This is a genomic window from Staphylococcus sp. FSL W8-1270 (assembly GCF_038007165.1).
Taxonomy (GTDB): Bacteria; Bacillota; Bacilli; order Staphylococcales; family Staphylococcaceae; genus Staphylococcus; species Staphylococcus hominis.
Genome location: NZ_JBBOWQ010000003.1, coordinates 1 through 12,254, shown reverse-complemented (window position 1 = coordinate 12,254; position 12,254 = coordinate 1). Strand labels below are relative to the sequence as shown.

The window sequence follows — 12,254 nt, the reverse complement described above, 5'->3', positions numbered from 1 at the left end:
GGTTCTGTTGCAAAGTTAAAATTATATGCACATCTATACAAAACTATAAAAGCAAATATTGTTTTAACAGTAAAGAGTTTTGTTAGTATTAATTATTTTTCGTTTTTCAGTATAAATATTACATGATTTTTAACTTTGCAACAGAACCTCTTTTTATAGTGCATCATATAAGGGGCAAAAAGATGGTCAAAAAGTGAAAAAAGGGACACATGTCCATTGTAATAGATTTAATGGGACTAAATCAGATCATAGATATTGGTCTAAGAAACATCCTAAAGCTTATGTAGATTTTTATAAGAGTGATTGTTGGTATCATGCAAAAGCTTATAAATGTTCTTCAATAGGAAAAATGACAAAATGTGATGGATTAAATGTTAAGAAAAAAGGGGTTAAGGATTGTTCTTCATGGAAAGGGAAACCTAAACATAAAAATTGGCCAAAGACAGCGTGGTATAGAAACTAGTAAATGAATAACATATACAATTCAACTACCCATAAGGGTTAATTATGTTAACTATAAACAAAGGCTTAAACGTTGTTAAATCAACGTTTAAGCCTTTTCCTTATGATTATCGTTTATGCAGGTTTTATACATCGTTGATATGACACGTTTTCATTTATTTTCATAAGTTAGTATTTTGCATTTTTATTCAAAGTATCGCTTTAAATTCTGGGGTTTTGCTATACTAAAAAAGCACTTCCTGTGCAGAAAGGAGGTGCCACATCTAATGATTGTCGTTCTGTTTGTTATGAAGTATATCGTATGTCCAATTATTGTTGGACGTGTTCTTTATTTATTAAATCAAGAACATAAACGATAAAAAAGAAACCCCAGCATATGCTTTGGTCGGCATGCTGGGGTTTTCACATCTAATGATGTATCTGTCTGTTTGTTAGTTTCAGTATAGCTTTCACGTTCTAATTTGTAAACTTTTCTATTCTTCCCAATCAACTTCCAACTGTTTAGAAAATGCCTTTCTTTTTTCTTCAAATTGGTGATCATATTCTTCGTTTTGTATTTCTTGATGGTATGAACGTTCTTTTAACCATTGTGGTGTTTTCTCTCGGCTTATGAATTGTTTTTGTTTACCTACATCTTTCATTTGAGGTTGTCGCTTGCTGTGAATACGTTTCTCAGCGTCAAAAATAAATTCTAAGTATTCAATTTTGCGTCCTTTTCTAGCTTTTACTTTATTTATATTAAGATTTTTAAAAATTGGTGTAAGTTCTTTAATTATCGGTTTTAAAACATAGTCTGTGATATTAGTCATTCTGTATGATTTAGGAATATCTAAACGTTCTCTAAAGTCGTCAATTTGAATTTTAAAATATCCAGTATGTTTGTATTGTTTAAGTAATCTATACATATTTTTAGCATAAGACGATTTAATATTAGTTAATTCATTTAGTTCAAATTTAGTAAAATTATTAGTTAATTCATTAAGAATATTTTTTAGTTTTGGGTTAACACTTATTGTTAAAGTTTCATCTTCTGCATTTACTTCATAAGCAGTAAATAAAACAAATTTCTTAAATGAAAGCCCACTATATTCAGTATAAGTTAATCTTAAAACTTTATCGTAAACGTGTTTTAAGTCATTAATAAATCGTTTTTTTTCTGTTTGTTCATAGTTTGATAATTCTTTAAGTTCTTCAAAAGGTATTACTAATTCATTAGTGCTTTTTTCTTTTAATCTATTACACATAGAAAAAAACAGGTTGATTTCAACACTATTAAAATCTCTTAAAGGTACTAAATTTAAATCATTTTTATACACAACAGTCTCTCCAGTCATGTTATAATCACTCCATATCAACTATATTTTTAGGTTAAAGGAATGTTCTTTGGTCGGTCATCCCTTTAACCTTTTTTTATTTCCTTTTTTAAGTACTGATATCATAGTAACAAAAAAACTAAAGGCATTCAAATATTTTTATACTTCCTATTTTAATCAAAAGTATGCCTTTACCCAATCAAAAGTATGCCTTTACCCAATCAAAAGTATGCCTTTACCCAATCAAAAGTATGCCTTTACCATCTCAAACCCCTTGTGGCTCTAAGTTTCAAGTGGTGCCTAAAAAGGTTTTAAAAAAGATTTATAAAAATATATTAAAAAGTTCGGGATAAAATTACCCCGAACAAATTCAAGTTCAAAATCTTATTGTATTATTCCAATTTCCTTATTGTTTGGAACCAACAGAGCTTGATATGTTGTTGAGTTGGTACTTCGTTGGGATTAATCCCAACAAACCACCAACCAACTCGCTAACTCTGTTAGCTAACATATCGCTCATTCCAAACAATAAGTTTTCTCGGCATAATTGCTCTCTTTTGCTATAATTAGTAATTAGAAGGAGTTGCAGCTCCCTCTCAGAATTACTCAAAAATGTTTGGCAATTCTATTAATAACCCTACTAATGCTCTTAGTAAGTTGAATAAACTTATTAAGAGTTTTTTACTTAAAAATATTTTTCGTCTAACTTTCTTCGTAACCACTCATAGATAAATATAAATAGTCCGATAAAGACAATATAAGGGGCATAATAAGCCAAATACCATAAAAATGATATAAACCCTTCAGATGACTTTATTTTGCTCGCTATGGCTTTCTGAAGTGTCTCTACGTTGAAAAAGGATAATATATCTGTTCCCATTGTCATAATTAATGCAAAAAACATAAACACTAGCATGATTGTTCCTAACGTAAAATATAAAAACCTAATTCGCTTTTTATAATTCTCTTGTATTTTCTTCATTTCTTCCCACATGGCTTTGTTATCTGATCTTATCTTTTCTAATTGCGAATTTACTCGTCTATTGATTTCAGTCGTATCTACATCATGTAATCGACCACTAAGACTTTTAACAAAATTTTTCTGTATTGTTTCGTTTTTATCTTGAAAGTCCTTCGTCTCTTCCCTTAGTTCTGTTATTAGTTTTGCTTTCTGCGTTTCGTGTTCGGTCTGTTTGTGTTGGAGTTCTGTAATGAATTTCACTAGCAATTTGTTCTGTTTTTTTAGTTCGTTTAATTCTTTCCTGTTTAAGTCGCTCTGTTTCTCGTTCGATTGCGTTCCAGTTGACTCTGTGTTTGTCTGCGAAGTCGTGGACTGATTGTTCTTTCCGTTTCTCAAACTCATATTCTAGTGCCCCCTTATCGTAATCTTCACCAAGCGTTTTGCCACGTACCCATTTATTGACGTTTTCAGGCTTATAGGAGACATTTTTGCCCCTTACCTTAAATGAGATACCTTTTTCTTCTAAATGCTCTGAAAAGCTCTCTAAATCGTTTGTATGCTCTTTAGCATATTCAATCTGTTCTCTTAAATCGTCTTTCCAAGAATATTTACCTTTTTCTATCAACGATTTTTCGGCTTGTGTATATCTTAATTTTGCAGTATCTCGATTTGTCACACTTAAACCACTTTTTCTACAAACTTCATCATTTTGTCGTTTTATTAATTCTCGTTGCTTTTTATTACTTTGATATTTTTTACCTGTTTCTAAGTCAACTGAGTTTATAACAATATGATTATGCATATGGTCTTTATCTGTATGCGTATAAATAGCTACTTGATGATTTGGTGCTACTCTTTCTGCTAATTCCAAACCCAGTTGATTACACTGTGTAGGTGTCACTTCCCCTGGCTTAAACGATTGAATAATTGTATGTGCTTGAATGCCATCTTCTTTGCCATATAAGGCTCTTGTTTGTTTAAATGCCGATTTTGCATAATCAACATCACAATTTAAGCCACTTTTTTCTTCTGCTCGCTTTTCTGCATAATTGATCGCTCTACTTGCCGACTTCGTATTGCCTAATTTAGTCGTTGCCATTCTTATCACTTCCTTGTTTTAAATAAGAATTCAATAAAATTATGTTCATTACAACTAAACCAAGTGCACAAAAGCCACCAAAGTATTTTTGTTCGAAAAATATTAGATGATACGCAAGTCCAAGTTCTAATAAACACAAAATCACTATAAATACTAAAGTTAATTTAGGCTTTGCCATATTTGATCCACCTTTGTTCGTAGTTCATAGATATTACGTTCCAATTTTTCATAATTCGGTGTTTCATGTTGATGTTGGTTACAGTACTTTGCGATTTGATTTACATTAGCACCTAATTTACTCAAATCTTTAGCAATCGATTGTCGCGTTTCTTTATCAAATTTTGGTGCGACCAATCGACTGCCTTGTGCCTTTTTCTTTACGAAAGCAGGCACACTCATATTTAAAGTTTCTGCAGATTGTTGTAACTTTAAATATTCGGATTCGCTCACACGAAAACTAATTTGCTTTGGCTCCTTACGGTTGGGTTTACGGTTTTTCCCAACAGTATCGTCGCCATTCACAAAATCGTTTTGTTCGCTCATTAAATCCCACCACACTTTCTTCGAAAATTATTACTTAATATAAATTTAGCTTAAATCATAATCTAAATTTCATCAAGTAATAAAGTGGTTTGGCAAGCGTCGTATTTTATAGCCACTTCGTGCTAAAAATACCGGCTTGTTGGGGAATATCCCCAAGCCCCTTATGATTTTTTTCTATCGAAAAAAATAGCAATTACTATTGAGTAATTGCTAAATACCAAATGCTCAAAAAAGTGAGCATTATAATTGAGTAATTACTAATCAATATAAATATATTTAAATTGAGTAATTACTCATAAAAATCAAGTACAAGTTCAATTAGTAATTACTCATTATTATATGTTAAAATTTATTGAGTAATTACTAATACATAAAGGTGGTTATTTTATGCCTAGTTCATTTAATAAAAAAGCAAAAACTATAAACGTTAACTTAACACAAGATGAGTACAATAAAATTCAAAAATTAGCAGAAATTCGTCATCTTAACCCAACCAGCTATACAAAACTTGTTGCTTTAGGTAATCGCATTAAGCCAACAGTTATTAAAAGTGAAGATGATACGAATGATTTGCATGAAATTATAGAGCAACTCAAAAACAGTAATAACGCTTTAAAAAGCGAGAGGGATACATTCAAAGAAAAAGCTAATCTATTTGATCTTTTTCTTGAACATGTAAATGAAAATGCCTTTATTGACTTTGATAGTTTTAAGCATGATACAGAATTAAGAAAAGCTATTATGAATTTCAAAAAAGACAGAGAAACCTTTTAATTAGGTTACTCTGTCTTTTTCTTATTGCCAGAATTCTATTTGCTTTTGTAATTGTTTTTCATTTTCTCTTAAAGTCGATTTCATCAGTTCAGTTAAGTCAATTGGAGATATTTCTTTGATTATTTTTTTATATTTATTCTTAGTACGTCTTTCTAGTTTTCCCCATTCTTCTTCATCATTCAACAACATAAAAACCATTGCTCTGTCAGAAGTACGCTCAATAGTTTTCCAATCTGGTTGTAATATATGCAAATCATTAAAGCAATCATTCCAATAATCAACCATATTTCGTTTCAATTCAATTTCTACACGCCACAAATGTTCAGACATCACTTCAACATCTGCATTGTCTTTACGCTCTTGTTTTTTATTATAAATTCTAATAAATCTATCACTATCTCTTACACCGAAATATTTTGTTTCAGGCTTACCATTACGACCATAAAAGATAGTTTTCTTAACTGATTTATCAGTCATTGCGTAGTAATCGCTCAAATCATCTTCAAAATCAAAAGCTAAGTCTAGTCTTGTAAAACCGTCATCTTCCATGTAGTCGATAATGTTTTGTTTTAACCAAAGCATCTCTTCGTGTGTAAGTTTATTCGGATTAAATTCAACACGCATATTACGTCTATCCCATGTATCTGCTTTTACTTTGTCATATTCAATATAAACTTTTTCTTGTAGAGCTTTAGCTTTAAATTTAGTTTGTAATATATCCCAAAGTCGAATTTGTGGTTCAACACTCATAAATTCTGATAGTTTTTGAGCATTGTCACGACTGAGATTTCCAACAATTGTCATAGCGTCAAAACTTAATTTTGGAAAGGGGGTGTACATAGTATGTCGGTTTAACCGGCTATTAGAGCATCCTCTTTTTTAAATAATTAATGTAATTAATATTAAAAACGTACTAATTATGAATAGAATGGAAGCTATTTTTTCACGTTCGAAAAGGTATATTGATGTTGAAAGAGTAAATAATAATAAACAAATTCTTCCGAAAAATTTATTAAAGTAAACAACATGACTTAAATCTAATATATATCCAATAAAGAATATAACACTTGCTATAAACAAAATAATTTGATATTTTTTCCAATCTTTCATTTAATCTTTCCTTTTATTTATTCTTTTATCAATAATTACATAAAAAAATCTGTTGAAAAGTTGAATAAATGGTATGATAAAATAATTTATGTAGTTTTAAATTATAGAGTGTTAATTATATACAACATTACTACCCATAAGGAATGCTATGGCAACAAAAGGGAACTCAAAAATGAGTTCCCTTTTGTTGTTTATTCTTCTAATTTTATTCTTCTAATTTCAGGTACATCTGGGATAAAAGCATGTTTGATTTTTATATAAAGTTTTGCAGGTTTATCATTCAGATCCACTTGGTAATATCCGATATCACCACTTCCTTGATTATCTGATTGTAATTTAATTGATATTTTTTTAGAGTCTTTTAAAACTTGATAAGTTTTATTATTGTTTGCTATATCATGTAATTTTTTTGTATTGTGATTGTTTATATAACTATTGATTTGTTTTTCGCTAGAATAACAAGCCCATTTATCAAAGAATAAAAAATTCATAAAAATATAACAAATAATTATAATCATGATTATGCCAATGATATAAAATGATTTTTTCATAAAAAAACACCTCATCATCAAAGATTTTTTTATAATTTATGATAACTTAAAAATACGAAGTTTTTCTACATAAAATAATTAAGTTTCAAGGAGATGTAAAAATTGAGAAGTATCATTAAATTAATGTTAGCAGGTATTTTAATCTTAGGAGTTGGTATGGCTAGTTTAGAATCAAATCAGGCTCATGCTGAAGAGAATCATGATAACACTCCACAAAATGTTAAATTAGTTGGTACTTATAATGCGGATCAAGTCGATTCTCAAACAATGCAGCAATTTAAAAACATTGAAAAAGAAGATGGTTCTGTTGCAAAGTTAAAATTATATGCACATCTATACAAAACTATAAAAGCAAATATTGTTTTAACAGTAAAGAGTTTTGTTAGTATTAATTATTTTTCGTTTTTCAGTATAAATATTACATGATTTTTAACTTTGCAACAGAACCAAATTATGACTAAAGCCAAATAGATTTAGTGAATTTATATTTTTATGCATGTTTGCAACTATTTTACCTAGTTTTCTATAGCTTTCAGGATAAGCATGGCCATTTTCAATGAACTCTAACAGTAAAAAAGAATTATTGTCTAATTCTCCTTTATTAATAATTTGAGGAACAGGAATATTTTTATCAGTTAATTCTTTTAAACTGGATAACTCATAATCAAAAAAATTTGATTTAGTATTAGGTTGTAGCTTTAAAAAATATTTTTTGTTGGAAGCATCAACTGAAAAAGATAGATTCACATATCCCCCTGCAATAGGAAATATTTTTTGAATATTTTTAATTGGTAATTTAGAATAATCAAAATTATACATAGTTTATCACCTTTTGCTTGGCTTTGATAACTCATGGCCACTCTACTAAAATAGAGTGGCCATGTTTGTTTAATATAATAAGGAAATTTTTATTTCTTTATTATTAAAATGAATAGTATTTTCATATTCATCTATAACATTTAAGTGTATATTTTTAATCAGCAAATTTTCTTTAAACATATTTTTATTGGTTTTTATTGATTCTAATAATTCCCCAGTTACACCGATATAAATATCAATACGTTGATTTATTGGTAAATTTTTCTTTTTTCTTAATTGTTGAATTAATCTAATGAGCTCTCTAGCATGTCCTTCGCGAATTAATTCAGGAGATAAATTTTTATCTAATAATATAACGCAGTCATTATCTTCACTGAGTTGATAACTATCCTTAGGTAAGGTTTTAATTATAAAATCATCCTTAGTTAACTCAGCATCAGAAGATAAACTTTTGAAGTTATTAGACTCAATTAAACTTTTTTTATCATACTCTGATAGGGAGTCTATCAATGTTTGAATATTTTTCGTTTTGTTCCCTAGTTTTGGTCCCACAGAAGAAAAATTCAATTTAAGCTCATAGGTAATATAGTCATTAATATTATCAGTTAATTCAATGTTTTTTATATTTAATTCGTCTTTTATTATTGAATAGTAATTAGGTAAAAAACTTAAGTTTAATTGACTATTAGGTTTAATCACCATTTTCGATAAAGGTTGCTTAATTTTTAAATCTGCATTTTTGCGAGCCTGTCTAGATAATTCTACAATTTTTATAACGGTATGCATTTCATCTTCCAATGCTTGATTAATAAAACTTTCTTTATATTGTGGATAATCTTGTAAATGCACACTTTTTCCAGTCAAATTATAATGGATTTTTTCAGATATAAATGGAACAAATGGAGCCACTAGTCTTGATAAAGTTGTTAAAATTTCATAAAGCGTATTGTACGCATCTTTTTTATCGTTAGAAATTCCTTGTTCCCAAAATCGTCCTCTCGATCTCCGAATATACCAATTACTTATTGTATTGGTATATTCGTTAATTAATCTGGCTGCGGAAGTGAAATCGTAATTATTTACATAAATATTACTTTCTTTTATTAAGGTGTTTAAGCGAGAAAGAGCCCAATTATCTAATGTATTTCTACTTTTTGTAATTTCATTATTAGGATTATAGTGATCTATTTTATTATACATATTATAAAATTTATAAATATTATCAAGCGTATCTATAAATTTCGATTTGGTCTGAGCTACTATATTTTCTGAGAATCTTTTGTTATTCCATGGAGCACTATCCGAAATTAAGGCCCATCTTAAAGAATCGGCTCCGTACTTATTAATTAATTCAGTTGGATTAATAACGTTTCCTTTACTTTTAGACATTTTTTTACCATTACTGTCTAGAATATGTCCTAAAGATAAAGCACGTTTATAAGAAGATTTTCCTTTTAGAATAGTAGAAATTACTAGTAAACTGTAAAACCAGCCTCTCGTTTGATCAACTCCTTCTGCAATAAAATCAGCTGGAAAGTGTTGATTAAAAATTTTCTGGTTATCAAAAGGATAATGATGCTGAGCAAACGGCATAGAGCCGCTATCAAACCAAACATCGATTACTTCTTCTACTCGAGACATTTTCCCATTACACTTAGGGCAACTAAGAGTGATATTATCAACATAAGGTCTATGCAACTCAATATCTTCATCAATTTTATTGATGGAATTATTTTGTAAATCCTTAATACTACTTGGTGCGTATTCGTGATTACAATCATTGCAAATCCATACATTTAATGGTGTTCCCCAATATCTATTTCTACCAATGTTCCAATCAACCATATTTTCTAAGAAATTTCCCATTCTCCCTTCCTTAATATGAGAAGGAAACCACTCTATATTATTATTATTGTTAATAATTTCATTCTTAAAATTAGTTGTTTTAATAAACCAACCTTCCATCGCATAATATATCAAAGGATTACCACATCTCCAACAATGAGGATAATTATGCTCATATTTTTGTTTTTTATATAAAAGTTGTTTTTTGGATAATAATTTTATGATTTCTATATCACTATTTTTAGCTTTATTACCAACTAATTCAGGGAACCTATCATTATATACTCCTTCTCTTGTTATAACATTTAAGAAATCCAAATCACGCTCTAAAACCAATTGGTAGTCATCTTCCCCATGAGCTGGTGCTATATGAACAATACCAGTTCCTTCTGAGTTAGTAACAAATTCTCCATCAACAACGTAATATGCATTAACTAAACCGTCGCTTTCAAAAGGAGGAATGTATTTTAAATTAATTAAATTACTTCCTGAAAAGGTATCAATAATTTCGTATTTTTCAGTTATTATAGAATTAATTAGATCTGTAGCTAAGATATAATACTCATTTTCTACCCGAATTTTTGAATAATTAAGATCTTTATTTATAGCTAATGCTACATTTGCAGGCAAAGTCCAGGGAGTGGTAGTCCAACTTAAGAAATAAGTATCTTTACTATTTGTAAGTTGAAATTTAACAACAGCTGATAAATCTTTAACGTTTTTATAGCCTTGCGCTACTTCATGAGAACTTAAAGCGGTTTGATCATGTGTACAATAAGGAGTCACCTTATGTCCCTTATATAATAGTCCTTTTTTATGGAATGTAGATAATATATTCCATACACTTTCAATATAATTATTCTCAAGAGTTATATAGGGGGAGTCCATGTCAACCCAGTATCCTAAATCTTTAGAAAAATCCCGCCATTCTTTTTCATAATTAAATACACTTTTTTTACATTCATTTATAAAATTTTCTATTCCATACTTTTCAATGTCTTGTTTTCCTTTAATTCCAATTTTTTTTTCAACCTCTAATTCAACTGGTAAGCCATGGGTATCCCATCCTGCTTTTCTTTCTACATAAAAACCTTGCATAGTTTTTAATCTTGCAACTAAATCCTTGATTACTCTTCCAAGAACATGGCCAGCATGAGGAAGGCCATTTGCAGTTGGGGGGCCGTCATAAAAAACAAAACTTTCCTGTCCTTTTCTATTGTCAATTGATTTTTTAAATATCTTTTGAGTATTCCAAAATGCTGATATTTCATTCTGGGTGTTTAAATATTTCTTTGTCAAAACTTTTCAGCCTCCTAGAGTATCACTTATTTCGTTATTTTTACTATTAGTCTTGGTGAATTTTCATGAAATTCATTTCCTTTCATGTCTCCATAGAAAGATATATTGGATAAAGTAAAGTTATAATACAAACTACTGCAAATTATATCATTAGTAGTATATAATTTAAATTTTAATTCTCTTGAAAGGTCTTTGCTATATTCGTTATTTTTATAAACATCCCATGTTGAAACTATACTATTATAAATTTTATTTATTTTAATAGTTTGATTAACTTCGTAATCTTTGAAGTTGAAAATCATTTGTTCTTCAAAATTTTTATAGAAAAAGGCGGGGTTCATCAAATCTATAATTAAAATACCACCTTTTTTTAAGGAGGTATAACTATTTCTTAACAAATTTTTTAAATCATTTTTTTTATATCCGATAGAAGTATTTAAATTAAGAATTAAGTCGACGTGATTTTCTGGGAATTCTTCATCTAAAGATTGTCTTTTACCTAAAATGCCATTTTTTTTATATGCAAAGTTCAACATTTCCTCAGATTTGTCAAAGCTAATAACATGATGACCTTTATCTATCAAAAATTTAGAATGAAAACCACAGCCACAACAAGTATCGATGATTTTTCTTTTCTCTTTTTTTAATGAAGGAACAATGTGACTTAAGTTATTAATTTGCTTTTGACAAAATTCAACATAATTTTCTGATATTTCATTGTTCTGCCAATCAATATAAAAGTTATCAAAGTAATTTGTATTTAGCCGATTCATTATTGCTCTCTCCATTCCTGTATACTTTTACTAATAATAGTGCAGACCCTTTTTACATCATTGATAGATAAACGATTATGTAAGGGTAATGTAACTAAACCTTTAGAAACCTCCTCTACAATTGGTAATAAGTTTTTTGATTTATAATAACTAAATTTATGTAAGGGAGTATAATGGAAACTAGTCTGTATCTTCTCATTTCTAAGATCAGTAATCATTTTTTCTTTCAAAATAGGATTTTTTACAAATATAACAAAAATATAATTAGAACTATCAGTATTATTTGTTAGAAATGGAATAGTTATTTCTTTATAACCCAACAATAATTCTCTATATTTGTTTACTAAATTCTTTCTGTGTATTTTGTTTCTTTTCATATTTTTAAATTGAGAAATACCTAAAGAAGCACGTAGATCATCCATTCTATAGTTGTAACCTAAGTTATTTACATCATATGTAGAAATACTGGAATTATATCGATTCCATGTCTCTGTAGTCATACCATGTGTTCTTAAAGAACGGATTTTTTCATGAAAATCCTTATTGTTAGTAGCAATTACTCCGCCTTCACCTGTTGTTATATTTTTATTAGGATAAAAACTAAAACAAGCTAGATCTCCATAAGTACCTAAAGATTTATTGTTGTAACTACTAGTAATAGCATGTGCAGCATCTTCAATTAAATATAGATTGTATTCTTTTGCT

The 12,254-nt window shown here is 28.8% G+C and carries 11 protein-coding genes and 3 pseudogenes; 3 read left to right on the top strand and 11 right to left on the bottom strand.

What is annotated here, in order from left to right; translation table 11 throughout:
* Positions 1 to 148: 148 nt before the first annotated feature.
* Positions 149 to 463, top strand: a pseudogene (locus tag NSU06_RS11515) (hypothetical protein); the annotation flags it as partial.
* A 472-nt stretch (positions 464 to 935) separates the two neighbouring features.
* Here the strand turns inward: NSU06_RS11515 and NSU06_RS11510 are convergent.
* The 5 genes from NSU06_RS11510 to NSU06_RS11490 all read right to left on the bottom strand — a co-directional run bounded on the left by NSU06_RS11510 (position 936) and on the right by NSU06_RS11490 (position 4,378).
* Positions 936 to 1,796, bottom strand: a complete 861-nt coding sequence (locus NSU06_RS11510) for a replication initiation protein (protein WP_145418720.1) — start codon at positions 1,794 to 1,796, stop codon at positions 936 to 938.
* A 664-nt stretch (positions 1,797 to 2,460) separates the two neighbouring features.
* Positions 2,461 to 2,997, bottom strand: a complete 537-nt coding sequence (locus NSU06_RS11505) for a DUF334 domain-containing protein (protein ID WP_340780127.1) — start codon at positions 2,995 to 2,997, stop codon at positions 2,461 to 2,463.
* Entirely contained in the window at positions 2,894 to 3,835 is a 942-nt protein-coding gene (locus NSU06_RS11500; RefSeq protein ID WP_340780124.1) for a relaxase/mobilization nuclease domain-containing protein, read from the bottom strand. Before NSU06_RS11500 ends, NSU06_RS11505 begins: the two co-directional genes overlap by 104 nt.
* Entirely contained in the window at positions 3,822 to 4,013 is a 192-nt protein-coding gene (locus NSU06_RS11495; protein WP_141750904.1) for a hypothetical protein, read from the bottom strand. Before NSU06_RS11495 ends, NSU06_RS11500 begins: the two co-directional genes overlap by 14 nt.
* Positions 3,995 to 4,378 carry a plasmid mobilization protein gene (locus NSU06_RS11490; RefSeq protein WP_145418716.1) on the bottom strand — a complete coding sequence of 128 codons (384 nt, stop codon included), beginning with the start codon at positions 4,376 to 4,378 and terminating at the stop codon, positions 3,995 to 3,997. Before NSU06_RS11490 ends, NSU06_RS11495 begins: the two co-directional genes overlap by 19 nt.
* A gap of 387 nt (positions 4,379 to 4,765) precedes the next feature.
* Here NSU06_RS11490 and NSU06_RS11485 point away from each other — a divergent pair, with 387 nt between their 5' ends.
* A complete protein-coding gene (locus NSU06_RS11485; protein WP_340780114.1) occupies positions 4,766 to 5,152 on the top strand; it encodes a plasmid mobilization protein in 387 nt (128 codons plus the stop codon).
* A gap of 21 nt (positions 5,153 to 5,173) precedes the next feature.
* Here NSU06_RS11485 and NSU06_RS11480 read toward each other — a convergent pair.
* Positions 5,174 to 6,031, bottom strand: a pseudogene (locus NSU06_RS11480) (replication initiation factor domain-containing protein); the annotation flags it as partial.
* A gap of 422 nt (positions 6,032 to 6,453) precedes the next feature.
* Complete coding sequence (locus NSU06_RS11475; protein ID WP_044466988.1) at positions 6,454 to 6,813, bottom strand: hypothetical protein; 360 nt, start codon at positions 6,811 to 6,813, stop codon at positions 6,454 to 6,456.
* 123 nt (positions 6,814 to 6,936) lie between these two features.
* On the opposite strand from NSU06_RS11475, the pseudogene NSU06_RS11590 reads away from it, so the two are divergent.
* Positions 6,937 to 7,119, top strand: a pseudogene (locus tag NSU06_RS11590) (hypothetical protein); the annotation flags it as partial.
* A 123-nt stretch (positions 7,120 to 7,242) separates the two neighbouring features.
* On the opposite strand, the gene NSU06_RS11465 reads toward NSU06_RS11590, so the two are convergent.
* From NSU06_RS11465 to NSU06_RS11450, 4 genes are all read right to left on the bottom strand, one after another.
* A complete protein-coding gene (locus NSU06_RS11465; RefSeq protein WP_340780108.1) occupies positions 7,243 to 7,632 on the bottom strand; it encodes a fructosamine kinase family protein in 390 nt (129 codons plus the stop codon).
* 69 nt (positions 7,633 to 7,701) lie between these two features.
* Positions 7,702 to 10,776, bottom strand: a complete 3,075-nt coding sequence (gene mupA / locus NSU06_RS11460; RefSeq protein ID WP_000163435.1) for a mupirocin-resistant isoleucine--tRNA ligase MupA — start codon at positions 10,774 to 10,776, stop codon at positions 7,702 to 7,704.
* 26 nt (positions 10,777 to 10,802) lie between these two features.
* A complete protein-coding gene (locus tag NSU06_RS11455) occupies positions 10,803 to 11,549 on the bottom strand; it encodes a class I SAM-dependent methyltransferase (RefSeq protein ID WP_001081004.1) in 747 nt (248 codons plus the stop codon).
* Positions 11,549 to 12,254 (bottom strand): DegT/DnrJ/EryC1/StrS family aminotransferase (locus tag NSU06_RS11450; RefSeq protein WP_340780105.1); only part of this gene is annotated, 706 nt, incomplete at its 5' end. The genes NSU06_RS11455 and NSU06_RS11450, both read right to left, overlap by 1 nt.

What these genes read in the sequence shown, in the direction of transcription:
- NSU06_RS11510 (WP_145418720.1), bottom strand. Translation starts at nt 1,796, where the DNA reads ATGACTGGAGAGACTGTTGTGTATAAAAATGATTTAAATTTAGTACCT.
- NSU06_RS11475 (WP_044466988.1), bottom strand. Translation starts at nt 6,813, where the DNA reads ATGAAAAAATCATTTTATATCATTGGCATAATCATGATTATAATTATT.
- NSU06_RS11500 (WP_340780124.1), bottom strand. Translation starts at nt 3,835, where the DNA reads ATGGCAACGACTAAATTAGGCAATACGAAGTCGGCAAGTAGAGCGATC.
- NSU06_RS11455 (WP_001081004.1), bottom strand. Translation starts at nt 11,549, where the DNA reads ATGAATCGGCTAAATACAAATTACTTTGATAACTTTTATATTGATTGG.
- NSU06_RS11495 (WP_141750904.1), bottom strand. Translation starts at nt 4,013, where the DNA reads ATGGCAAAGCCTAAATTAACTTTAGTATTTATAGTGATTTTGTGTTTA.
- NSU06_RS11490 (WP_145418716.1), bottom strand. Translation starts at nt 4,378, where the DNA reads ATGAGCGAACAAAACGATTTTGTGAATGGCGACGATACTGTTGGGAAA.
- NSU06_RS11485 (WP_340780114.1), top strand. Translation starts at nt 4,766, where the DNA reads ATGCCTAGTTCATTTAATAAAAAAGCAAAAACTATAAACGTTAACTTA.
- NSU06_RS11465 (WP_340780108.1), bottom strand. Translation starts at nt 7,632, where the DNA reads ATGTATAATTTTGATTATTCTAAATTACCAATTAAAAATATTCAAAAA.